This window comes from Anaerophaga thermohalophila DSM 12881 (assembly GCF_000191885.1).
Classification (GTDB): Bacteria; Bacteroidota; Bacteroidia; order Bacteroidales; family Marinilabiliaceae; genus Anaerophaga; species Anaerophaga thermohalophila.
Genome location: NZ_AEWI01000002.1, coordinates 1 through 24,198 on the forward strand (window position 1 = coordinate 1; position 24,198 = coordinate 24,198).

Annotated in this window: 22 protein-coding genes; 1 reads left to right on the top strand and 21 read right to left on the bottom strand. The window is 42.5% G+C overall.

Features of this window, described 5'->3' with window-relative positions:
- Positions 1-318 precede the first annotated feature (318 nt).
- The 3 genes from ATH1_RS0101085 to ATH1_RS18745 all read right to left on the bottom strand — a co-directional run bounded on the left by ATH1_RS0101085 (position 319) and on the right by ATH1_RS18745 (position 5,893).
- A complete protein-coding gene (locus tag ATH1_RS0101085; RefSeq protein ID WP_162096770.1) occupies positions 319-2,658 on the bottom strand; it encodes a glycoside hydrolase family 3 N-terminal domain-containing protein in 2,340 nt (779 codons plus the stop codon).
- A 370-nt stretch (positions 2,659-3,028) separates the two neighbouring features.
- Positions 3,029-5,002 carry a T9SS type A sorting domain-containing protein gene (locus tag ATH1_RS0101090; protein WP_245531676.1) on the bottom strand — a complete coding sequence of 658 codons (1,974 nt, stop codon included), beginning with the start codon at positions 5,000-5,002 and terminating at the stop codon, positions 3,029-3,031.
- A 147-nt stretch (positions 5,003-5,149) separates the two neighbouring features.
- The gene (locus tag ATH1_RS18745; protein WP_245531681.1) at positions 5,150-5,893 is read right to left on the bottom strand and encodes a rhodanese-like domain-containing protein; all 744 of its coding nucleotides are present in this window, start codon (positions 5,891-5,893) and stop codon (positions 5,150-5,152) included.
- 216 nt (positions 5,894-6,109) lie between these two features.
- Between ATH1_RS18745 and ATH1_RS0101100 the strand changes: the two genes are divergently transcribed.
- Complete coding sequence (locus ATH1_RS0101100) at positions 6,110-6,595, top strand: DUF4168 domain-containing protein (protein WP_245531677.1); 486 nt, start codon at positions 6,110-6,112, stop codon at positions 6,593-6,595.
- Between the two features lie 66 nt (positions 6,596-6,661).
- Here the strand turns inward: ATH1_RS0101100 and ATH1_RS0101105 are convergent, their stop codons facing one another.
- The 18 genes from ATH1_RS0101105 to ATH1_RS0101195 all read right to left on the bottom strand — a co-directional run bounded on the left by ATH1_RS0101105 (position 6,662) and on the right by ATH1_RS0101195 (position 23,892).
- Positions 6,662-7,429, bottom strand: coding sequence for an acyl-[acyl-carrier-protein] thioesterase (locus ATH1_RS0101105; protein ID WP_010416421.1), 768 nt, complete (start codon positions 7,427-7,429; stop codon positions 6,662-6,664).
- A complete protein-coding gene (locus ATH1_RS0101110; RefSeq protein ID WP_010416423.1) occupies positions 7,408-7,965 on the bottom strand; it encodes an HD domain-containing protein in 558 nt (185 codons plus the stop codon). Before ATH1_RS0101110 ends, ATH1_RS0101105 begins: the two co-directional genes overlap by 22 nt.
- A gap of 178 nt (positions 7,966-8,143) precedes the next feature.
- A complete protein-coding gene (gene hisIE / locus ATH1_RS0101115) occupies positions 8,144-8,740 on the bottom strand; it encodes a bifunctional phosphoribosyl-AMP cyclohydrolase/phosphoribosyl-ATP diphosphatase HisIE (protein WP_010416428.1) in 597 nt (198 codons plus the stop codon).
- A 399-nt stretch (positions 8,741-9,139) separates the two neighbouring features.
- On the bottom strand, positions 9,140-9,895 hold the full coding sequence (hisF, locus tag ATH1_RS0101120) for an imidazole glycerol phosphate synthase subunit HisF (protein ID WP_010416430.1): 756 nt from the start codon (positions 9,893-9,895) through the stop codon (positions 9,140-9,142).
- Positions 9,896-9,987: 92 nt separating this feature from the next.
- Positions 9,988-10,347 carry a four helix bundle protein gene (locus ATH1_RS0101125; protein WP_010416431.1) on the bottom strand — a complete coding sequence of 120 codons (360 nt, stop codon included), beginning with the start codon at positions 10,345-10,347 and terminating at the stop codon, positions 9,988-9,990.
- 642 nt (positions 10,348-10,989) lie between these two features.
- Entirely contained in the window at positions 10,990-11,718 is a 729-nt protein-coding gene (hisA, locus tag ATH1_RS0101130; protein WP_010416432.1) for a 1-(5-phosphoribosyl)-5-[(5-phosphoribosylamino)methylideneamino]imidazole-4-carboxamide isomerase, read from the bottom strand.
- A gap of 42 nt (positions 11,719-11,760) precedes the next feature.
- Complete coding sequence (gene hisH / locus ATH1_RS0101135; RefSeq protein ID WP_010416433.1) at positions 11,761-12,360, bottom strand: imidazole glycerol phosphate synthase subunit HisH; 600 nt, start codon at positions 12,358-12,360, stop codon at positions 11,761-11,763.
- A 183-nt stretch (positions 12,361-12,543) separates the two neighbouring features.
- Positions 12,544-13,407 carry a formyltetrahydrofolate deformylase gene (gene purU / locus ATH1_RS0101140; RefSeq protein WP_010416434.1) on the bottom strand — a complete coding sequence of 288 codons (864 nt, stop codon included), beginning with the start codon at positions 13,405-13,407 and terminating at the stop codon, positions 12,544-12,546.
- Between the two features lie 82 nt (positions 13,408-13,489).
- Positions 13,490-14,278, bottom strand: a complete 789-nt coding sequence (gene trpA / locus ATH1_RS0101145; protein WP_010416435.1) for a tryptophan synthase subunit alpha — start codon at positions 14,276-14,278, stop codon at positions 13,490-13,492.
- Between the two features lie 116 nt (positions 14,279-14,394).
- On the bottom strand, positions 14,395-15,585 hold the full coding sequence (gene trpB / locus ATH1_RS0101150; RefSeq protein WP_010416436.1) for a tryptophan synthase subunit beta: 1,191 nt from the start codon (positions 15,583-15,585) through the stop codon (positions 14,395-14,397).
- 223 nt (positions 15,586-15,808) lie between these two features.
- The gene (locus ATH1_RS0101155; RefSeq protein ID WP_010416437.1) at positions 15,809-16,447 is read right to left on the bottom strand and encodes a phosphoribosylanthranilate isomerase; all 639 of its coding nucleotides are present in this window, start codon (positions 16,445-16,447) and stop codon (positions 15,809-15,811) included.
- A 173-nt stretch (positions 16,448-16,620) separates the two neighbouring features.
- A complete protein-coding gene (trpC, locus tag ATH1_RS0101160; protein WP_010416438.1) occupies positions 16,621-17,424 on the bottom strand; it encodes an indole-3-glycerol phosphate synthase TrpC in 804 nt (267 codons plus the stop codon).
- 16 nt (positions 17,425-17,440) lie between these two features.
- The gene (gene trpD / locus ATH1_RS0101165; RefSeq protein ID WP_010416441.1) at positions 17,441-18,436 is read right to left on the bottom strand and encodes an anthranilate phosphoribosyltransferase; all 996 of its coding nucleotides are present in this window, start codon (positions 18,434-18,436) and stop codon (positions 17,441-17,443) included.
- 31 nt (positions 18,437-18,467) lie between these two features.
- Positions 18,468-19,037, bottom strand: a complete 570-nt coding sequence (locus ATH1_RS0101170; protein WP_010416444.1) for an anthranilate synthase component II — start codon at positions 19,035-19,037, stop codon at positions 18,468-18,470.
- Positions 19,038-19,114: 77 nt separating this feature from the next.
- Positions 19,115-20,539, bottom strand: coding sequence for an anthranilate synthase component I family protein (locus tag ATH1_RS0101175; RefSeq protein WP_029163895.1), 1,425 nt, complete (start codon positions 20,537-20,539; stop codon positions 19,115-19,117).
- A 447-nt stretch (positions 20,540-20,986) separates the two neighbouring features.
- The gene (locus tag ATH1_RS0101185) at positions 20,987-21,919 is read right to left on the bottom strand and encodes a LysR substrate-binding domain-containing protein (RefSeq protein ID WP_010416451.1); all 933 of its coding nucleotides are present in this window, start codon (positions 21,917-21,919) and stop codon (positions 20,987-20,989) included.
- Between the two features lie 140 nt (positions 21,920-22,059).
- Positions 22,060-23,211, bottom strand: coding sequence for a molecular chaperone DnaJ (dnaJ, locus tag ATH1_RS0101190; protein ID WP_010416454.1), 1,152 nt, complete (start codon positions 23,209-23,211; stop codon positions 22,060-22,062).
- Positions 23,212-23,226: 15 nt separating this feature from the next.
- Positions 23,227-23,892: a nucleotide exchange factor GrpE gene (locus ATH1_RS0101195; RefSeq protein WP_010416456.1), complete on the bottom strand. Its 666-nt coding sequence runs from the start codon at positions 23,890-23,892 to the stop codon at positions 23,227-23,229.
- Between the last annotated feature and the right edge of the window lie 306 nt (positions 23,893-24,198).

A 24,198-nucleotide genomic window follows, 5' to 3' on the forward strand; every position in this document is an offset into this window, starting at 1 on the left:
TGACTGGAATACAGAATTTTATGATAGCAAGATGACAAGTTGGGTTAAGTTACAGGATGATTCGTATCCCGTTGAAAATCTGCATTTTATCAAAACAGATCCTTTGGGTATAACCAGCTGAATATAAGATGCTTACAAAAGTTTAACGGACTATTGACCCTTATTTTAGTAGTTTAATATTTGTTAAAATATAGTTATAAATGTGGTTTAAATATTGTTAAAAAAAAATACAGCATATAACTACGTTAAACTATATTTTAACCACATATAAACAAATTTCAAGTTGTCATTAAATTCGTGGTAGAACCGACTTGTTTATCAGAGTGTCATTTTGTTTATTTCCTGAACAGGTGCTAAAGCATGTTGAGTAACTTTCTCCACCACTGTGGTTTCGGGTAAATAAAAGTTGGCTGTTTGCTCTGTTTGTGTGGAAGATGAACCAATTTTAAGGGTATACTCTCCTTTTTCGGCAATCCATGCACCGGTTTGTTCATCAAATGATGATATGTCACGTGCATTAATTTCAAACAAAAGGGTTTCACTTTCTCCAGGTAGTAGAAGTTTGGTTTTTCCAAAGTTGATCAATTCAATATTTGGTTTTACCAGATTGCCTTGCGGTGCTGATATATAAACCTGAACCACTTCGCGTCCGGCTACTTCGCCTGTGTTCGTGATTTCAACTGAAGCGGTAAGTTTATCCTTGAACTCATCGGCGGATAATTTAAGGTTATTGTAATCAAAATCGGTATAGGAGAGGCCGTAACCGAATTCATAGGCTGTTTTTTTGTTGAAAGTGTAGTAGTAGCGGTATCCCACAAAAATATCTTCGGTATAGATCACTTCCCATGGGACTCTCTGCATCATCGAGAATCCTGATAAATCATCTGTGTTGCTCGTTTCTCCTTCAATGGCATGGCCCGGGAAGGTTGCTGATGTCGGGGCATCATCGTACGAAACGGGGAAAGTTACGGCCAGCTTACCTGAAGGATTGACTTTTCCGCTAATCACATCAACCAATGAGTTTCCGGCTTCCTGTCCGGGTTGCCAGGCAAGGAGGACAGCATCCGGGATTTTTGCCCAGGAGGCTGTTTCAACAGGAGCCCCGATGTTGAGAATGACAATGGCCTTTTTGTCTTTGGCCTGAAATGCTTCAGAAACGTTCCTGATGAGTTGTTTTTCCGTGTCGGTCAGATAAAAATCGCCCGGTTCTGCTTCCCGGTCTCTGCCTTCACCCGAATTTCGGCCAATGGTAATCAGAGCTGCATCGTTTTTCTCTGCCATTTCGCGGGCCATTGTGGCAGATACTTCCATTTCAGCAACTGGTTCCCTGCCACCCATCAATGCTGTCAGCCAGTTTTTTGGCGGGCCGGCTTTGGTACGCATCTCTTTGATATAATGATTATAAATATCTGAAAGTTCATCGTTGGCTTTAAAGCCGCCATTTTCCAATCCTTCGATAAGTGAAACGATGTAGGCCTCATTAACATCGCCACTACCTGTTCCGCCCGAAATAAACTCGTAAGATGAATTGCCGAAAACGGCAACTGTTTTAACTTTTTCTGCTGAAATGGGTAGTGCCTGATTGCGGTTTTCAAGCAATACCATCCCATCAGCTGCGGCCCGGCGGGTTATCCGGGCATGGGCCTTCAAATCCGGATTGTTGGAATGTTGATACGCTTTGTATTTCGGGGTTTTCAACATGATACTGAGAATACGTTTAATATTCCGGTCAAGAATTTTTTCATCCAGCTTACCTTCTTCAACGGCTGCAATAATCTTCTCAATCTGGTCGGGCAGCCCCGGCATGATCAGATCATTGCCTGCCTTCATTTGTGCCACGAGGTCATCTCCGGCTCCCCAGTCGGTTACGACATATCCTTCAAATCCCCAGTCGTCACGAAGAATCTTAGTCAATAAATCATGACTTTCGGAAGCGTATTGTTCGTTGATTTTATTGTAGGCCGACATAACAGTCCATGGCTGCGACTCTTTGACGGCAATTTCAAAGCCACGCAGGTAAATTTCCCTCAAAGCGCGTTCACTAACAATGGTATTGACGGAGAGACGATTAGTCTCCTGATTGTTGGCAGCATAATGTTTGATGGAAGTTCCCACACCATTGGACTGGACACCCTTGACCATCGCTGCAGCCATCTTTCCACTTATCAGGGGGTCTTCCGAATAATATTCAAAGTTTCTTCCGCAAAGCGGGTCCCGTTGAATATTCAGGGCAGGTGCCAAAAGGACATCGCCACCATATTCCAGGACTTCATTGCCCATGGCTTTTCCGACTTCTTCTACGAGGTCTGTGTCCCACGAAGATGCCAGAACCGTGGCAATAGGGAAGGCCGTGCAATAAAAAGTGCTGTCCGTTCCTTCCCTTTCGGGAGCGATACGGAGTCCGGCGGGGCCGTCGGCCAGCACCTGCGAAGTAATTCCCAGTTCCGGGAATTCGGCAGTAAATCCGGCCGCTCCGGGTAAATATTTACGGATGCGGCGAACCATTTTTGCATAAGCTGTATCGCCGTAATTTTTTAGAGGATCTTCGAAAGGTGCTTCAATTGTGTCGGGAAGATCGAAAACCATACCTGTTCCGATCACCAGCTGTGCTTTCTGCTCCAGGGTCATTGAGGAGATGATGTCCTGTACTTTTTTCACGTTGTCTTGCTTTTTTTTGTTCGCGTACACTGTACAATAACTATTGCAAGTACAAAGAAAAGGATAATTTTTATTGTAGGTTTCATCCGTATAAAATTTATTTTTAAGGTCGGATGGAACTCGCATGCAAGAACTTATACATATTCTTTTGTGGCAAACCTTGCCATGCTCGTTTCCTTGGTAGATGGTTAGATTTTTAAATGCCTGCCTCCTGAAAACAGGGACAACAGAGAGTCAAGGGTGAATTGAAAATCATTGACAATCAATGTTTTAATATAATTAAGTCGTTAATGTAAACACTTGATTCACGATGTAAGGTGCCGGTATCAAATCTGGAATCTTTCACGACTAAAGGAACACAAAGCCCGGTTTAATATTTGACAAACCGCAGAATGTGCTTTTCATTTTCTTTCCCCGTAATTTCAATGAAATAAAGACCGTTCTCCAGACCGGAAATGTTTAGTGGTAAGGCAACATTGCTGTTAAATACTTTGACGACTGCCCCGGTAATATTAAAAATCCGGATAAACTGCACATCGTATCCATCTATGAATAATTCATTTCTGGCCGGGGTTGGATAGATGGTCGGTTTTGCCTCTTCCGGTTTGTTTATTTTATTAATAATACCAAATTCAACCACTGCATCAAGATCAGACGAAACAGTACTTTCGGTGTAAGAAAAATAACTGCCCTCATTGACAAGCTGCCCTAAGAAGTCGTCTCCATTGATGTTGAACAAAGCTGCATCATAACCGGATGCCGGGGTAACAATGAATTCAACACTTTCACCATCAAGAATATTAACCGGACCGGTCGGATCAATAGTTCCGTTTCCTCCGTTCACAGTGCCTGTAATGCTGTAATATAATGTTTCATAAGCACCTATGTCTATTGCTGATTTGGTAATTCTTGGATTACCGATAATGTCATCAGACAGAACGGGCAGTCCCGTTATATCGGGTGTACCTGCATCCAGTAAAGCTGAAGTTAGTCCTGTGCTATAATCACTGTTTAATATTTCATTGAGTTGACTTTCACCGGTCGGTAATCCTGAAAATGAAACCGTATTCCTGAATTCCGGGTGTGTTCCGCTTCCTGAATTTTCTGCATCCAGGATGACAAGGTTGGTGATGCCATTGGCCGTTGTTCCGTTTTCAATGGCACAATAATCAGCCGTGGTCGATTCCGTAAGTCTTACAAATTGCGTATTTGTTGTCAGGGATGTTTTGTTACCCCACATAACCGTGTTGATTATTTCTCCGCCATTATCTCCGTAAACACCTCCGGCAGCATCTGCTGTGTTGGCAACAATTGTGTTGTTCAATATCAGTCCGCCTTCCTGTATAAATACACCTCCGCCATTGCCGACAGCTTCATTGTTACTGATAAGATTGTTGATAAGATGACCGCCAAGATAGATGCCAACACCACCACCTTTTTTTGCCGATAGATTATCCACAATAAAGCAGTTGGAAACAGTTCCGTACTCGCTTAAGTCAGAGGAAAAAAATACGCCTCCACCTTTTCCTCCGGTTTCGTCTGATGTTTTATTGCCATGTATAACTGCTGAAGTTACCAATCCGCCCAGGTTTAGGTTGACGCCTCCACCGATAGAATAAGCAACATTATTTTTTATTTCTCCCGACTCAACTCTTCCACCTTTATAAAGGTAAACACCTCCACCGGCCTCGCCGGCAAAGTTCCCGGTTATCACACAATTTCTGATGATCCCGCCGGATCGGAGATGAACACCACCTCCACGATAACCAAAATACTGATAATTATTTGCCTGTCCTCCCGTAATATAAACCTCCTGAAGAATGGCTGAATCGTCGCTCCCTTCAGGAAAGAGAACCACATGAAAGGAATTGTCGGTAGAATCGGCAGGAGTCCCAATGTCGCCCGATAAAACGACTTTATTAGTAGTGCCAAAAAGGTCTTCGGGGCGTTCGGCGAGGGTTGCTTCATCACCTTCGAATCCTCCGGTAACACTAACGCCGTTTCTCATGACAAAAGTGGTGTGTCGGACATTCCCCGTAGGAACGGGGGCTGAGGGATCTGCTGCCAATTCAGTTGTAGGAAGATAGGTTCCGCCTGCCACCCAAACGGAACCACCACCATTCTCGTAGACTAAATCAATGGCAGTCTGCAGATCATTTGTTGCCGATTCCCATGTGGTATGGTTGGAGATGCTGGTAAAGGGCACTCCGTCATCATCGACCATAATTTGTATCTGTGCCTGTGCCGAAAAAGAAACTATGGCAAAGAGAAGAATGAACAGACAGGAAAATGGCCTTGTTGCAATGTTTAGATTGGTAAATAATTTACGCATAGTGTTTTTCATTTCGTTATTTTTTAAGCAAGTTCGGAAAAGAAAACACCAATTGCATCTTTTTTTTTACGTAAATTATTTTAATTTATGTAAACCGGTCGTTATTTGTGTTCAACGGCCCCTTTTGTGATAGTAGGGTTTCCGATAAGTGAGATTATACTAACTGCATCCGCCCTGTACCCGTGTTATTTTTTTCTTTACCGGTTTTTCTCTTGAGGCAAGGTTATTTTCAATTTCTTTCATCTTTTCGGCGGCGTGCCTTCTGAAAAGTGCCAATGTTTGTTCTTCTTTGGTAGGATCATCAGGGATTTCAATATTGCCGTAAAATGTATCTTTGAATTTTTCTGCCGTTACGTTGAGCGCCAGACTTGTCTCATTGCCATGGTAGCGGGCTATGAGACAGGCTTTTTTTGCCTGTTCGGGAGTTGACCCGTAAAAAACATTGGTGAGGATACGCTGGTTGAGTAATTCGCGATAGGCGGGATTGTGCAGGTCGTAGAGGGGAATGTTGATGGCCGTGGCAATGTGGAACGCTTCATATTCTTCAGGACTACGTACATCAATGACGTTATATTGGTAATAATTATTCATCAGTTCAAAGGCCAGCTTGTCAGGGTCGATAAGATGGGGGTTACACTCGCCGGCTGCAGCCCGGGCTTCCAGGTTTTGTATGGTATATTCTTTTCGCGAAGGAGTGGCCATGATAAATATTACCATTAATACCGGCAGGGCAGCCGAAAGTGCTTTGTTACGCCAGTTCATTTCAGTATTTACGAATTCATAATTTCCGCTGTAGGGTAATCCGATGCGTTTCATGCCTGCTTCGGCGGCCAGGTTCCAGTCAAATTCTTTCCAGTAGGCGCTGTCCCCTTTTTCAGGAGCCCATAATTTGGGGAGTAGGATACTGAAGTGACCGTTAAATGATGTTTAATTGTTAAAAGCTTTTGAAAATAGTTTGGAGTTGTATTTTTGGTTTATTTCCTTTGTGCTAAGATGTTGATTATTAATTTATTTTGCTTTATCTATAAAGATATCGCCGGTTTACTTATATGGAAAATGGTTTTGTGCCGGTGCAGGAATAATTTTTAGAAACCATTTATCATTTAAAGGAAGAAAGTTATGAAGTCAATTAAGAAAAAAGTAGCGAGTCTGATGATGATTGCCATGTTTCTGGCAACAGGAAATGTTTTTGCACAACAGGACATACTTCAGCAGCGTCAACAAAAGGAGTATTCCGGTGAGGAGATTGATCTTTTTGCTGAAGCGCTGGTAGAAGCTCTTCCTGTGCAAAGAGAGGCTGAAAAAAAGATGATTAAGGAGATTGAGGAGCAAGGTATGGAACTTAACCAGTTCAATACAATTGCCCGCCAGATGCAACAAGGGAACCAACTCCAGGGTGTTTCAGAAGAGGATATGGAAACATTTAAAAGTATTTCTAAAGAAATTCAGAAAATTCAGATGGACACGCAACGCAAGGTGAATAAGATTGTAACCGATGCAGGAATTAATCCTGCTCTGTATCAGGAAATGATTGGAGCATACAGTACCAATCCCAAAATTAAGCAGAAGGTGGATCAAAAGCTCGCGGAAGAAGGACAGCAATAGACAGAATTTTAATGAGTTCACTCCTAAGAGTCTCTTTTTGTCAATTTCATTGCTGCCAGAATTTGGTTAAATAAATTTCACCATACCGGAACATCCTGTTTTCGCCGATTCTGCATGTTCTATATTGAAGATGATGCTGCCTTTCATTTGCTGTGAATTGCCGATTTTGATAATTCCGGTTTCACCTTTTCGAAATTCGCTTGTAAAATGAATATTGAAAGAAGCGATTTCTTGTTCCCTGATGGTGGCAATGGCATCCATAACCCATTCCATATAGCGGGTGTTGTTGACGTGCCGATTAATGTCAAGGTCGGAGTATACTACTTCATGGCGGTGTTCTGTCAGTTTGTTTTCAGGTTTAGTTGAAATATATTCCGGGAATTCTCCAAGCGCTTTTAGTTCAGGAAGAAATGGCATAAATTGCAACCTTTCATTTGGTCTGACAGGTCTTTTGCGTTTTATATCCACCATTATCCATGCCGAGGTTCCTCTGATGAGAATGTTATTTTGGGTGTCTTTCAGTAAATAATCGCGAGTAGTATATAGTTTTTGTATGTTCCTGGGCCAGGTTTCCACGGTTACATTTTCGTTCATTTTTGGCCAGCGGTTCACTTCGACCTGCAGATGTGTGAGTGCCCAGAAAATATTTTCTTTAATAAAATCTTCAAATCCAACCCCAAGCGCTATGGCATGTCTGGCAGCAGCTTCCTGTAAATGCCTCATAAGGGCCGGCGTTTCGAGGTGTCCTGAAGCCCCCACATCGAAAGAAGAAATGACAAGTTTTTCTTCGTGTATCTTTTTTAGTTCTTCGTTTACAGGAATATTGTGCACCATTTCGAGAATTTTTCAACTTTGTCTGTTCCGTATTTTTTAAGGGTTTGCTTCACTTCATCGGGTGTTTTTTCTCTTTCGGTTTCAATGCCTTTGCTGAAGAATGTATCGGCAAAACAGATAATTTGTTCTTCAATGGATATGGGTACCATATCTCTGTGAGGAAGCGGAAGCTTTTGCATTCGGATTTCTTCTGCTGACAGTCCGGTACCGGTGTGTCTCTCACAAACCAGTGCATGGTGGGGGAGGCCTTCTTTTTCGAGGATTTCACGGCCCAGATAACCATGACAAATGTAAGGGTACTCTCCATGACACCCTATTTCCGGGGCATTGGTAAGAAAAATGCCTATATCGTGAAGCATGGCTGCCTCGGACAAGAACTGTTGATTGGCGTTTAACTCAGGGTGTTTATCTGCTATTTCAAGAGCCTTATTTCGAACCAGCCGGCTATGCGTCAGAAGAATATTTCTTGCGGGATGGTTGTCGGAATAATATTTTTCAAAAATAGCGTATGCTAAATCTGTGCTTTTTAAAGACATTTTAAATCAATAGAGGTCAATAGACCGTTAGATTTTAGATATAAGATATAAGATGATTTGCATGACTTTGGCAGACTGCATTTTAGTGGATATAATCCCTTGATTGTAAATTGTGCCCGCTTGTAAAGTCGGTAAAAGTTGTAACAAATCATGTGTCTGTTCAGAAAGGTTTATGAATTTATTTGTGTCTTTCCTGGAGCACTTTAACCACATCTTCAATGCGGTAGCTTTTGGCAGTGAGTAGCACCAGTAAATGGTAGGTCAGGTCGGCCACTTCGTTCAGAAAAAGGTCGTCGTTGTGATCTTTGGCCTCGATAACAGTTTCAACGGCTTCTTCTCCCACTTTTTGAGCTATTTTGTTGATGCCTTTTTCAAAGAGTGAGGTGGTGTAAGAGCCTTCAGGCATTTCCTGAAGTCGTTGGTCGATCACGTCCTGAAGATGTACCAGAAATTCGATGTTGCCTTTGTTTATTTCGGCAAAGCAGGTATCGTTGCCGGTGTGACAAACGGGACCGGCAGGATTGGCTTTAATAAGGATGGTATCATTGTCGCAATCCGGAAGTATTGACACTACTTCCAGGAAATTACCCGATTCTTCACCTTTGGTCCAGAGCCTGTTTTTGGTACGGCTATAGAATGTTACCTTTCCTTCTTTTTTGGTTTTTTTAAATGCCTCCTCATTCATGAACCCGAGCATAAGAACTACATTGGTTCTTGCATCCTGTATGATGGCAGGAAGTAACCCGTTTCCTAATTTTGAAAAATCTAATTGCATGATTATTAGTTATTTAATATTTTGTTTGATGTTGCCGTTGCAAAGATAACAATAGTCATGTAAATGGTAATATTTAGTTAGATAGGATTTTGATGTAATGAAGATACAAATTCTGTAGTTCTTTTATTAAATTAATTGACAATGATTTACTGCGCATGTCCGAACCTTGGATAAATCTAAGAGTATGGTCTAAAAAACATCTTTGTTGCCAAACTCGTTGTTGTTTTAAATTTTTGCATCCTCATTAACAACAAGTTAACTGCGGTACAGAAAATTCAAATGCCTTGATTTTGACAAAAATATGCTTTTTTATATTGCACTCAATATTCTATGTTTGTAGTTACACAATAGTTCCTAAACCTGTTTTAAACGATCTGTTATTGTGTGGTTAAAGTGGTTTTACCTGACTGGTATGCCCTCTTTTTTCAAATAGTTCTTTAGCTCGGGAATGGGTATCTCGTTGAAATGAAAAATGCTTGCAGCCAGCGCGGCATCGGCTTTTCCAATGGTAAAAACATCCTTGAAATGTTCTTTAGCACCGGCACCGCCCGATGCAATGATTGGGATTTGCAGGTCATCCGATAATTTGGCAAGCGCATCATTGGCAAATCCACTTTTTACACCATCGTGGTTCATGCTGGTGAAAAGTATTTCACCGGCGCCCCGGTCTTCGGCTTCTTTGGCCCACGGGAACAGCCTCTTCTCCGTTGGAATGCGTCCACCGTTGACGGTAACTACCCATTCATCCCCCTGATGTTGTTTGGCATCTATTGCAACAACAACAAACTGACTACCAAAATTCTTAGCCATGTCGTTGATCAATTGTGGATTGCGAACGGCCGAGGAGTTAATGGATATTTTATCGGCCCCGGCGCTCAGTAATGCATCTGCATCGCTAAGTTCGCTGATGCCGCCTCCTACAGTGAAGGGAATGTTGATATGTTGTGCAATACGGCGGACAAGCTCGAAAAAGGTCTTTCTTTTTTCATGACTGGCCGTGATATCCAGAAATACCAGCTCGTCCGCTCCTTGCCGGGCATACAGGGCTCCCAGTTCTACCGGGTCACCCACTTCTTTTATATCCAGAAATTTAACGCCTTTAACGGTTTGTCCGTTGCGGATGTCAAGGCATGGTATGATTCGTTTTGCAAGCATTTTTAAGAGTTTATGAGTTTATCAGGCAGAAGGCAGAAGTAATCGTGTTTCTTTTGAAGGTTTGTCTTCCATCTATAACCAGTTCTGCTGTTTTACTTTGCATTTCTTAATTTACTGATCAGAGATGCGAGCATTTTTTCTATTTCATTGCTTAAGCTTTTTGCTTCATCGAAAGCATCATCATTTAAAAAATTCAGGCGATTTGCTATGTCAATTTGTGTTTGAAACTCGTAAAGAGATCCGGATGCAATTTGTAAGAACCTTATGTAGTCATTTTTGCTATTTCGTCCATATCCTTCCGCAATATTACTTGGAACTGAAATCGCTGCTCTCTTGAGTTGGCTTGTCAATGCAAATATTTCTTCTTTTGGGAAAGATGACGATAATTTATAAACTACACAGACAAGGTCAATTGCCTTTTGCCAGACAATTAAATCACGGTAAGATTTCATGGTATAGATTTAGTTTATAATGTTTTTGCCAATTCAATTGTTGAGACCGGTCTAAAAAGCATCTTTGTTGCCAAACTTGTTGTTGTTTTAAATTTCTACATCCTCATTAACAACAAGTTAGCTCTGGCACAAAAAATTTAAAACGCCTTGATTTTGACAAAAATATGCTTTTTATACTGCACTCAATAATAAGAAAAAGCAGTGGTTTTTATGATTTAATTTGCTATATTTTAAGTAGTTACAAAACAAAAAAGCAAAATCACCAACAAACCACTGCTTATGTCATCAAAAATAGGGAAATTAAGCGAATTAGAAAACGTTCTATGCCATAATGAAACGAGCATGACAAAGTTTGTCACAAAAGAACAGGTATATAAGCAATCATTCGAGTTCCATTCGACCAATAACTTCGACCAATTTTATACTGATGAAACGAGCATGACAAGCTTTTACACAATAAGAGTATGTATAAGTTCTTGCATGTGAGTTCCATCCGACCTTAATAAATAAATTATATACGGATGAATTTTTGCAGCTTAACAGTTAAAACCTTTGATTGTGAAGAATTTATTTTAAGCAAATTGCATTTTTACAAATCATTGAAAATTATAATATTGCGAATGCTTCTGCCTTCTGCCTGTCTCACTTCTGCCTTTTTTTTATCTCCTCCATCCCAATCCTTCCCTCATAAATAGCCTTGCCAAAAATTACTGCGGGAACACCGGCCTGCTCCAGGGCATCGATGTCGTCCATATTGCTGACACCGCCACTGGCTATCAGGTAGAGCTCGGGAAATTCCTTCAATATCTCTTTGTACAATTCTATGGACGGACCTTCCAGCATTCCGTCTTTGCTGATGTCGGTGCAGATGGTTTTGGTTATTCCTTTGTTTATGTATCCGGTAAGGAAGTCGAAGAGGTCGGTTTCTGATGTTTCGGTCCATCCCGATACAGCTATTTTCCGGTCTTTCGCATCCGATCCGAGAATAATTTTTTCGGGTCCGTATTTCGAAATCCAGCTTTCAAATTCAGAGGGGTTTTTTACGGCAATGCTGCCGCCTGTAACCATTTTAGCGCCACTTTCGAAGGCAATGCGAAGGTCTTCACCGGTTTTTAGTCCGCCGCCAAAGTCGATAATCAGGTTGGTGCGTGAAGCGATTCTTTCGAGTACTCTGTAATTAATGATTTTCCCTTGTTTTGCGCCATCCAGATCGACCAGGTGCAATCGCCGGATACCATTATCCTCAAATTGTTGAGCTACTTCCAGGGGATTTTCGTTGTATATTTTTTTGGTCTCATAATCCCCTTTGCTTAGTCTGACACATTTGCCGCCGATAATGTCAATGGCCGGGATGAGTTCGATTGTCTTCATTATATATTGGTTGGATGAAATTCGAATGTAGGGAATTATAGACTATATCATCAGGAAATTTCTTAATATTTTCTCCCCGACTTTTCCGCTTTTTTCGGGGTGGAACTGGGTAGCGAAGAAATTGTCTTTTTGCAGTGCTGCGCTAAAGGGGTGGATGTAATTGCTTTCAGCTGCTGTGTCGTGGCCGGTTGGAACATAATAGCTGTGAACAAAATAGACAAACTGATTTTCCAGTGTGGAATCAAACAGAGGCGATTTTACACGGGCGATGTTATTCCACCCCATGTGCGGAATTTTATACTTTCTGTCAGCTTCTTCCTGCAGGGTGAATTTTCTGACCGGTTCATCAAAAATTCCGAGACATTCGGTATTTCCTTCTTCAGAAAAGCTGCACATAAGCTGCATTCCAAGGCAAATACCCAGAACCGGCTGTTTTAGTGACGGGATGATCTTATCCAGTCCTTCCTTTTTGAGAAATGCCATGGTTGTGCCGGCCTCGCCGACACCGGGGAAAATTACTTTGTCTGCTTTACGGATCGCCTCAGGGTCGCTGGTTATCTCGGGTTTATATCCAAGGCGTTCAAGAGCAAAGCTGACAGATCTGATGTTACCGGCATTGTATTTGATAATAGCGATACTCATTCGTATAAAATTAGTTTAAGTTATTGGTCGAATGGAACTCGCATGATTGAGTTTATACATGTTTTTTTGTGACAACTTTTGTCATGCTCGTTTCATCTTAAATCTTCTATCTAAAAATCTGTTAATCTGTCATCGCAATTCTTGTCATGCTTGTTTCATTATTGCTGGTATTTGCTGAATTTCTTAAGCAAAAACAACCGTTTTATTTTTGTAAACCAGGGTTTTTCTTTCAAGGTGTGCTTTCACGGCCCTGGAGAGTACTATTTTTTCGATGTCTTTTCCTTTTTGCACAAGACTTTCCACCGAGTCGTGATGGGAAATCCGTATAACGTCCTGCTCTATAATGGGACCTGCATCCAGGTCTGTTGTTACATAGTGACTGGTAGCACCTATGATTTTTACCCCTCTTGAATGGGCAGCATGATAGGGCCGGGCGCCTGCAAATGCCGGCAGGAAAGAGTGGTGAATATTAATAATGCGGTTGGGATAGTGTTTTACAAATTCGGAAGAAAGGATTTGCATGTATCGGGCCAAAACGATAAAGTCTATTTCCTGTTCTTTGAGTATCTTCAATTCATGATTTTCCTGTTCCTGTTTGTTGTTTTTGTTAACGGGGACATAGAAAAACGGAATGTTAAATTGTGCGGCAACCTTTCCAAGGTCTTCATGATTACTGAGAATAACCGGAATAACGACCTTCAGTTCGCCAGCCTGATAGCGTGCCAAAATATCGTACAGACAATGTGAGCTTTTGGAGACAAAAACAGCCATTCTCGGTATCATATCCGAAAATTTCAGGTCCCAGTTCATTTCAAGCGGTTTTCCCAGAAGAGGGCCAAATACCGTTCCTATATCAGCTCTGTCAAGAGAGAAGCCGGCCAGTTCCCACTCCACCCGCATGAAAAAGTGGTTCTCTTCACGATTGGTATATTGGTCAAGGGCAACAATATTGCCGTTATTTTGGTGTATGAAGTCGGTAACTCTGGCCACGATTCCCCGCCGATCAGGACAATGAATCCTTAATATCGCTGTTACTGTGTTTTCCATATTACATGATTAATCATTTTCCAACTTATATGTTAATCAGTTTGTAGTCACAAAAGTAATAATTTATAGCCTGTAAAGCGGATTAAATGTCTGTTTGTTCTCCGGTTTTGAGGTTTTTTATAAAATTGATAATTGCTTCCTGATCGTGTCCGTAATTTTCAAGATGTTTTATAAAAGCACTTCCTACAATCGCTCCATGGGCATATTGGCATACCTCTTTAAATGTTTCATGATTGCTGATGCCGAAACCGACCATTCTTGGGGTGGAAAGTTTCATCGAGTTGACTCGCTCGAAATACCGGATTTGTCTTTTTGACAATCCCTGACGCGTGCCCGTAACAGCGGCCGAAGAGACCATGTAAAGAAATGATGTTGAAGCCTGATCCAGATTTAAGATTCTTTGCTTTGGCGTTTGCGGGGTAATCAGGAATATGTTGCTGATTTTGTTTTGGGTAAAAACAGGTTCGTATTTTTCAATGTAGGTCTCGTAGGGAAGATCGGGGATTATTAAACCACTGATGCCTGTTTCTTTGCATTTTTCGATGAATGCATCAAATCCGAATTTTAGTACGGGGTTCAGATAGCCCATCAGTATCAGGGGAATGCTGACCTGTTGGTTTATGTCTTTTAGCTGTTCGAAAAGGACTTTCAGGGACATACCATTGGTCAACGCTCTGGAACTGCTGTTTTGAATTACCGGTCCGTCTGCCAGCGGATCGGAATAGGGCATTCCTATTTCTACAAAATCAGCACCCCCTTCTTCGAGTGCCTTCAGTATGGGGACTGTACTGTTTAACTCGGGGAAACCTGCCGTAAAGTAAACCGACAAAAGGTTTCTTTTTTGCTGAAAAAGAGATATGAGTTTTTTCATGATGGCTTCATTTATCAGTATAACTTCAGTTTAAGTTGTTGGTATGGTGTAGTTTGCATGATTAACTTTGACCCTGTTCTTTTGTGACAAACCTTGTCATGCTCGTTTCATTTATTCTACCGGAGTTTCAATTTCTCCATATAAGTTTTCATGTCTTTATCTCCTCTTCCGGAGATAGTGACTATGACGTTCTCTTCCGGTTTCAGTTCAAGCTGGTCAAGGGCGGCAAGTGCGTGTGCAGATTCCAGGGCAGGAATAATACCTTCTTTGCGGGTAAGTCGCAAAGCGGCATCAAGCGCTTCCTGGTCGGTTACTGATAGATATTTGGCTCTGCCGGTCTGGTTGAGCCAGGCATGTAACGGTCCTATTCCCGGATAGTCGAGACCGGCTGAAATGCTGTAAGGTTCGGTAATTTGTCCGTCGTCGTTTTGCATCAGGTAGGTCATGCTTCCATGTATGATTCCGGTTTCTCCCAGTGCGATGGATGCAGCTGTTTTCCCCGTAGTTAATCCCTGTCCCGATGCTTCGGCTCCAATGAGCTTAACTTCCGGTGTGTCGAGATAATGATAAAACGAGCCGGCCGCGTTGGAGCCTCCTCCGACACATGCAACTACATAATCGGGTTCGGCTTTTCCTGTTTTGTTACGCAGTTGCCATTGCATTTCGCCGCTAATGACCGATTGTAACCGGGCAACCAGATCGGGATAAGGATGGGGACCAACAACCGAGCCAATCAGGTAATAAGTGTTAAGCGGATTGGCAATCCAGTCGCGAAGGGCCTCATTGGTGGCGTCTTTTAATGTTCGGCTGCCCGATATGGCAGTTTTCACCTCTGCTCCAAGCATTTTCATTCGTGCAACATTGGGAGCCTGCCGTTCAATGTCGGTTTCTCCCATGTAAACCACGCATTTAAGTCCCATCAGAGCACATACTGTAGCGGTGGCCACACCATGCTGTCCGGCACCCGTTTCTGCAATAATCCGCTTTTTCCCCATTTCCTGGGCCAGCAGTATCTGTCCAATGGTGTTGTTGATCTTGTGGCTCCCGGTGTGTGCCAGGTCTTCGCGTTTGAGCCAGATGTTGCTCCCGTAATGTTCCGAAAGCCGGGTAGCATAATAAAGTGGCGTGGGGCGACCGGCATAATCTTCAAGCAATGTTTTGAAATTCTTCCTGAAACTATCCGAATTCAGAATTTTCAGATATTTCTTTTTCAGATTTTCTATGTTCGGAATGAGCATTTCAGGAATGTAGGCACCACCATAGGGGCCGTAAAATCCTTTCTCGTCAGGGTGAAATGAAGTTGACATATCTTTTTATTTTATTGATTTGATTGATTGTGTGCACTTTTGAAAGTTTCTCTTTTTGCCTGTTTGAGTCCGGTTTAAAAGGCATCTTTGTCGAAAGACTCAAAATTTCACCAGTACAAAGTTCTTAAATCCTTATTAAGAATAAGTTGACTTAGGTTCAAAATCTTGTGCTTCAATTCTGGCAAAAACAACTTTTTCAGTAGCGGCTTCACTTGATGTCTTGTCATAGTTGTTTCATAGCCATCATAAAACGGCGTACCGCTTCAATGTTTTTCAGGCCGGGTGATACTTCAAACCGGCTGTTGATATCTACCGCATAAGGGCGAAGCGGAAAGTTATTTCTGATGCGCTGAACGTCGGATTCTTCAATGCCCCCGCTTAGGAAATACGGCTTTTCTACATTAAAATTATTTAACACCGGCCAGTCGAATTTTTCTCCACTGCCTCCATGTTTGTCGGTTGGTGCATCGAAAAGGAAAAAGTCGCAGGCATCATTGTATTTCAAAGCGTCATCCAGGTCTGAAGGTTGTTTCAGGCTGAATGCTTTAATGACTTCGTAACCGGCCTGACGAATTTCCATACAAAATTCCGGGGTTTCTTTGCCATGTAGTTGAACGACATGCAGATTAAATCTTTGGCAGGTCGCCTTAATTGTTTTTAAATCGGCATTCACAAAAACTCCGGTTTTTTTTATGGTTTCGGGGATGTCCATCGCTGTTTCAGGGGTAAGGATACTTCCTGCATAACGCGGACTTTTGGAATAGAAAATGAAACCGATGTAGTCGGGTTTCAGTTTAACCAGTTCTTCAATATTTTGTCGGTCACGCATTCCGCACACTTTTATCTTGATGGGGTTGTCCATTTTTTTCAGGCTTTTTTATAAAATCAGTCTAAATTATTGATCTGATAGCATGCCCCGGTTTATCGGGAGGACGCACATGCTTATGCATATTTTTGAAATAGAGTCGTTGGAACATGGTATTCCTTATCATGGTTGCTTTATCTTATAGCTGATAATCTATTTTAAAAGCCTTGTCATGCCCGGTTCAATTGTTTTTGGATTAATTCTTTTTTCAATTTCATACAGGCTTGTCCCGGATTTTTGTGTTTCATGAAATACTCTCCCATCAGAAACCCTCTAAACCCGGCATCTTTCAGAAAAAGAATATCCCCGGTCGAGTGGATTCCGCTTTCAGCAATCGGCAGGATGTCCTCGGGAAGCGAAGAAGCCAGGCGGGCAGCATGTTCCAGGTTGACTTCAAAGGTTTTCAGATTTCTGTTATTGATTCCTACCATGTCGACATAAGTATTAATCTTTTCCGTCTCCTGCTCATCATGTAACTCCATCAGTACTTCCATTCCAAGATAATTGGCCAGAGCGGCAAGGTCGCGTGCCTGCTCTTTTTCCAGGATGGCGGCAATGAGTAATATCGCACTGGCACCAATGGCTCTGGCCTCGTAAACCTGATACGGATCGATGATAAATTCTTTTCGGATAACGGGAAGAGAGGTCAGATCGCGGGCTGAACTCAGGTCTTCACTGCTGCCTCCGAAAAAGTGGTGATCGGTTAAAACCGATATCCCCGCCACTCCGGCTTTTTGATAGTCGGGAATGACGTCTTTAAGTTTTGCATCGGCATTAATATCTCCCTTGGAGGGTGACCGGCGTTTGAATTCCGCGATAACAGGGAAATCAGGGTTATCGGTCAGACTTTGTTTAAGCGATGGGACAGGAATGGAAAAATGCCGGTAATACTCCAGCTCTTTGACGGAGACTTTTTGTTTGATGGCTTTTAACTCTTCCTTTTTGTGGGCCACTATTTTGTCAAGTATATTCATAATAGAGGTGGTTGTGCTATTGATTTTCCAGTAAAATTTTCATTGCTTTTGCAGCTTTCCCGCCAAACAGCGAATCTTGAGCTTTTTCCATACTTTGCTCAAATGTGAGATTGTTGTCTATGGTGTTTATTCCCAGGGCAGCATTGGCAAGTACAGCGTTGTTTTGCGCGCTGGTGCCTTCGCCGGCCAAAACTTTTTTAAAGATGGACGCTGATTCTTCAACGGTATTCCCTCCAAAGATATCTTCGGGTTTGTTTCGGGGAAGATTAATATCCTGAGGGGTAAGCAACTTTTCGCCTTTTCGGGAAATTACTTTGAAAGCATCGGTCAAAGATACTTCATCATATTCGTCGATACTGTGTACGATGCTGAAGTTCTTGTCGGAATGCTGATAAATGTATTGAAAAATCCTGGCCAGTTCCAGACTGAAGACACCCACCAGCTGGTTTTGCGGGTCCGACGGGTTAACCAAAGGCCCCAACATGTTGAAGAAAGTTTTGATGCCCAACTCGTGCCGTATAGGACCTACCGCTTTTAAGGCCGGGTGAAACAGGGGAGCATGCAAGAAGCAGATGCCTGCTTTGTCGATTTGGCGTTTCAACAGCTCATTATCGGTGGTAAATTTATAACCCATGTATTCCATAACATTGGATGATCCACAGGCCGAACTTACGCCCGCATTGCCGTGCTTGGCCACTTTGTAACCTGCCCCGGCAACTACCAGCGATGCCAGTGTGGAAATGTTAAATGTGTTTTTAGCATCACCACCGGTACCACACATGTCGATGGTTTCAAATTCCGATAAATCGAGTCTTTTACACTGTTCCAGCAATCCGTCGCGAAAGCCGGAGAGTTCCTCTACCGTGACAGGACGCATCATGAAGACCGAAAGAAATGCAACAACTTCCGATTTGCTGTAGTTTTCACTGGTAATGTTAACCAGTATTTGCCGGGCTTCTTCTCTTGAAAGGGTATTGTAGTCGAAAAGCCTTGTCAATGTTGGTTGTAACATGATTTTAGATATTAGTTAGTGTCCATAGTTATTATCCTTCGAGCCAGTTCTTTATCATTTGTTTTCCGTGTTCGGTGAGAATTGATTCGGGATGGAACTGTACTGCTCTGACATCATATTTCTCATGCGTGAGCCCCATGATCTGTCCCTGGATATCACGGGCGGTGACATGAAGCACTTTTGGAAGATCGTTTTCATTAACAACCCACGAGTGATAACGTCCCCCCATGAATGTATCCGGGAGAGTATTGAAGAGCAGCTCGCTTCTGTCGCAAACAGAGATAGGGGTTGCTATGCCGTGATAGACCCTTGGCAGGTTGTATATACTGCCACCGAACACTTCTGCTATGGCCTGGCAACCAAGGCAAACGCCCAAAATGGAATGTGTGGGAGCCAGCGCTTTTATGAGCGGCTTCAGAATGCCTGCCTCATCCGGGATTCCGGGACCCGGTGATAATACTATTTTATCGTAGCCCCGGGCTTCCTCTACCGTAATTTTGTCGTTACGAAAAACATCCACTTCCTGGTCGGCCACCTCTTCTATGTAATGAACCAGGTTGTAAGTAAATGAGTCGTAATTGTCTATAACAAGTATCTTCATGAGTTGCTTTTGGTTTAAATGTTATGATGAAATAAGCGTGGCAAAGATTGCCACAACAAGAATATGTATATACTTTTTCAAAAATCTCTTGCCATTTCAATTGCCGATTTCAGAGCACCCAGTTTATTATTGACTTCCTGTAACTCTTTTTCTTCCACCGATTCTGAAACAACGCCTGCGCCTGCCTGATAAAACAGCGTATTGTCCTTGCTGAGAAACGAACGAATCATAATGGCCTGGTTAAAGGAGCCGTCCAGTCCCAGTTTTCCAATGCAGCCGCCATAATAACCCCGGTTGTGGGGTTCATATTTATTGATCAGTTCCATGGCTTTATATTTGGGAGCGCCTGATAGTGTTCCTGCCGGAAAAGTGTCGGCCATTACTTTGGCAATATCTTTGGGATTGCGCATTTTTCCGTTGACTTCTGATACAAGGTGTAAAACATGACTGTAGTACTGGATTTCCTTGTAAGTTTTGACTTCTACTTCGCGGCAGTTGCGTCCCAAATCGTTTCGGGCCAGATCAACAAGCATAACGTGTTCTGCGTTTTCTTTCGGGTCTTTACCCAGCTCTTCGGCCAGTTTCATGTCTTTCAGGTCGTCCCCGGTACGGCGGAATGTGCCTGCTATCGGGTTGATGGTGGCCACGCCGTTTTCAATAATGAGCTGACTTTCGGGTGATGACCCCATGAGTCGATAATTGCCATAATCGAAGTAGAAAAGATAGGGGGAAGGATTTATGTGGCGCAATGCCCTGTAAACATTGAATTCGTCGCCTTTGAAAGACTGCTGAAACTGTCTTGATAAAACAATCTGAAAAACATCGCCACGGTGACAGTGTTCTTTGCCCCGTGTAACCATCTGCATGTAGGTATTGTCATCGAGGGGAGAGCGTTCGTCTTCGACGGGTTGGAACGTGAAGGACGGAACTGACCTGCTTTTCAGTATTTCAAGCGTCTCGTTGAGCTGCGATTTTTCTTCGGGAAGAAGATGTTCCACCAGAAATAACTGATTGGTAAAATGATTGAAAACAATAACCGAACGATAGAGATGATAGCGAATGTCAGGGATGGCATGAGGTGCTTCGGTGTTGATGTCGAGTTCCAGGTCTTCGAAATACCGGACAGCATCATAAGCAGTATAACCATATAACCCACAAGCCGGAACCGGGCAACTTTTTTGTTCTTGTTCGGGAATATCAAAACTGTCGATAAAGTTCTGAATCAAAACCGGCACCGATTTTTCTGACGGAAGCGGAATTTCGTCAACCGAGCCATCGGTATAACGGCATTTTACGGTTTCGTTTTGGACGATAAAATCGGCCATTGGCTTAAAGCAGATAAACGATAGTGAGTTATGGCCTCCATGATAGTCAGAGCTTTCCAACAGAATGGTGTTGGGGAAAAGATCGCGCAGCTTCAGGTAGATGCTGACCGGTGTTACAATGTCGCCTACATGGGCAGGTATGCGACTGCACACGAGGTTTAATTTTTGTTTCTTCATAGGTCGGTCTTTAATATTGTTGCAAAATTTGGTTTTTGGTATGTTGGTTGATTTCAAAAAAAAAAGGCTTGCCGGGGTTCGGCAAGCCTTTAATGCGATCATCTTATTTACAATATAAGCATGAGGCTGTCACCTTCACCCCGTAAGAAGAAGTAAAAAATGACGCCACCACCAAATATTGTAAAACGTATTGTTCATGTCGGTAAAAATCTGTTTTCTTTCCGGGGCATTCATTTTCCTGCCCCGTTTTTATGATTTTTGTTATGTTTTGATTTTGCAAGTATAAGGAATGATTTTTTTAAATGCAAGAGATTTGGTTTTTTTTCGATTCCAATCTTTCAGACAGGCATTGGGGATAGCCGGCTGGTGTTGTTGTGCTATGAAACAATCATGACGGGAAATTTAATATGTCTGACACTGCGCTTATACGTTGCCGTATCCATTAGACTACCTCCACTTTATTTTCTTAACACTCTTGGTCTTCCTGATATTTTCGGGCAAATTATTTTGCACGGACTCTTTGAGGCGGTCGATGAGCAATTGGCGGGTAAAATTCTGGTGTACCACAATGCTTACTTCCCGCACCGGTTCGGGTTCCGTAAACCGGCGAACAAAAGGCTTGTCTGTCATTGGTTCCACGGAGAGTTCGGGTACCAGAGTGTAACCGATTCCTTTTCTTACCATGGATTTCAAGGCTTCAATGCTGCCGCTTTCATAGAAAAAACCGAAGGCGTTGTTGTTTTGATTGTTTTTACCACAAATATTTAGTGTCTGGTTCCTGAAGCAATGTCCTTCTGTCAGTACGAGTACTTTTGCGGGGTCCAGAAGCTTGTCCTCGATCAGTTCGTTATGCATAAAAGGATGGTCATAAGGCGCATAGAAAAGAAACGGTTCGTAGAAAAGGGGTATTTCCCTGATTTGTTTCTCTTCAGCGGGTGTAACCATCAGTCCGATATCAATCCTGTCGTTGTGCAGGGCTTTTAACAGCTGTTCCGATTCGATTTCTTCAATGCGCAAATGTGTTTTTGGGTTTTCCTCGACGAACTGTGGCAAAAAGCGTGGAATGAGATAAGGCGCAAGAGTAGGAATAATACCCAGTCTGAACTCACCTTCGATGCTTTTTTGTTCTGTTGATACGTAATTTCGTAAATCATTGATTTCCCGCAATATATGACGAGCGCGAATAATGATTTCTTCACCTGCCTGGGTGGGTTCAATGGGTTTTTTACCCCTGTTGAATATTTGTACACCAATCTCTTCTTCCAGTTTTCTCACCTGCATGGTAAGGGTAGGTTGGGTAATGTGGCAACTTTCGGCAGCATCCACGAAATGTCTGTGGTTGTCCAGGGCTACAATGTACTCGAGTTGTTGAATATTCATGATATTTGAGTATTTGGCGCAAAAGGTATAAAAAAACGGAAACCATTTGATTCCCGTTTTCGAAATAAGTATATATTGATTTCTCAGCCGTTTTAGCTGCCTCGCGGCATAACTGAAGGCCTCTGAGAAATAATCGTCTGCTAAAAGATGTCCTTCATTTTACTGAAAAAACCGTTTTGTTCCTTACGCGGAGTGAAGGAGTCTGACTCTTTCATTTTTTCCATTAATTTTCTTTCGTCTTTTGAAAGATCGGCTGGTATCCAGACATTTATTCTGACCAACAGGTCTCCCTGATGATAACTGTTGACTTCGGGCAGACCTTTTCCGCGTAATCGCAGTATTTTACCGGGTTGTGTTCCGGGTTCTATTTTTACTTTCACTTTTCCTTCAACGGTTGGAATTTCAGCAGCCGTTCCCAGGATAGCATCCGGAACACTCAGCTGGAGATTGTAGATAAGATTGTTGCCATCCCTGGTAAGTTCGGGATGCTTTTCTTCTTCAATGTGTACCAGCAAATCACCGTTTATTCCGCCTCGGCGTGCAGCATTCCCCTTACCTGAAACAGAGAGTTGCATCCCTTCTTCCACACCTGCCGGAATGTTGATGGTGATAATCTCTTCTTTACGGATAACACCGTCACCATTGCAATGTGGGCATTTCTTGGTGATGGTTTTTCCTTCGCCACCACAAGTCGGGCAGGTAGATCTGGTCTGCATCTGTCCCAGGAGGGTATTGGCAACTCTGGTTACATGCCCGGTTCCTCTACAGGTAGAACATGTGCTGTAGGCAGTCCCGTTTTCGGCACCTGTACCATTGCAATATTCGCAGGCAACGTATTTCCTGACTTTAATTTTTTTCTCTACGCCGTTGGCAATTTCTTTCAATGTCAACTTGACTTTTACCCGCAGATTGGAACCTTTATTGACTCTCTGGCCGCCTCTTGAGGAACTGCCAAAACCGCCAAACCCACCAAAGCTGCCAAAACTGCCGCCGAAAATATCTCCGAAGTGTGAAAAAATGTCTTCCATTGTCATTCCTCCACCTCCAAAGCCACTACCGGAAGCTCCACCAACGCCGGCGTGCCCGAATTGGTCGTATCTTTGCCTTTTTTCTGCGTTACCGAGTACTTCGTAAGCTTCTGCCGCTTCCTTAAATTTATTTTCTGCCTCTTTGTCACCCGGATTTTTATCGGGGTGATATTTTAAGGCCTTTTTGCGGTAAGCTTTTTTTATTTCTTCTGCACTTGCATTTCTCGAAACCTCCAGTACTTCGTAATAGTCTCTTTTTGACATGATAATGATTGGGTTTTATTCGCCTACGACAACTTTTGGATACCTTATTACTTTGTCGTTAAGTTTATAGCCTTTTTGAATACAATCGATGATTTTGCCTTTTTTATCTTCAGAAGGAGCAGGTATTTTAGTAACCGCTTCATGCCATTCACTGTCAAATTCCTGCTCTTCGGTCTCTATTTCTGTCACCCCATGCTGTTTTAGGAATTCCTGAAATTTATTATATATCAGGTCGATACCTTCTTTTACGGCATCCAGATCGCTGGCAGTACCCAAATGTGCTCTGGCGCGGTCAAAATCATCTATTACCGGCAGAAGAGCAAGCAACAAACCTTCTCCCGCACTTTTTGAGAGTTCCATTTTTTCTCTTAGCGTCCGTTTGCGGAAGTTATCGTACTCGGCAATTAATCTCAGGTGTTTGTCATTCAGGTCTTCCAGTTGCCGTTTCAAAAGTTCTATTTCGTCACGGGCGTCTTCCTTTGCTTCCTTGCATTCCTGCTCCTCCCGGCTTTCTTCTACTACTTCGGTCTTTTTTTCTTGCTCTTCTACTTCTTGCTCTTCTACTTCTTGCCGGTCGGTAGTCTTGGTTTCGCTTTCTGCTTTTTTGTTACTTTTTTGTTGCCCGGTATTTTGCTTTTCTTCCTGCTTCTTATTTTCTTCTGTTACTTTTTTTTTGCTCATATTCTGACATATTTTTTAATACAACTCCTGGTTAAACTTTTGTAAAGTACTTATAATCAACTTCATCCGTATAAAAATTATTTATTAAGGTCGGATGGAACTCGCATGATTGAGTTTTATACATGTTCTTTTGTGACAAACCTTGTCATGCTCGTTTCATATATCTTAAAGTTTGTTTGGCTCACCATTCAGGATTTCGGCACTGTACAGCAATGCTGAGTGGCCGTTTTCTCCTGCACGAACTTAGGTTGTAATAATTAGCCGACAAAAGCATACAATTTCTTTGCCATATTAAAAACCGGGACA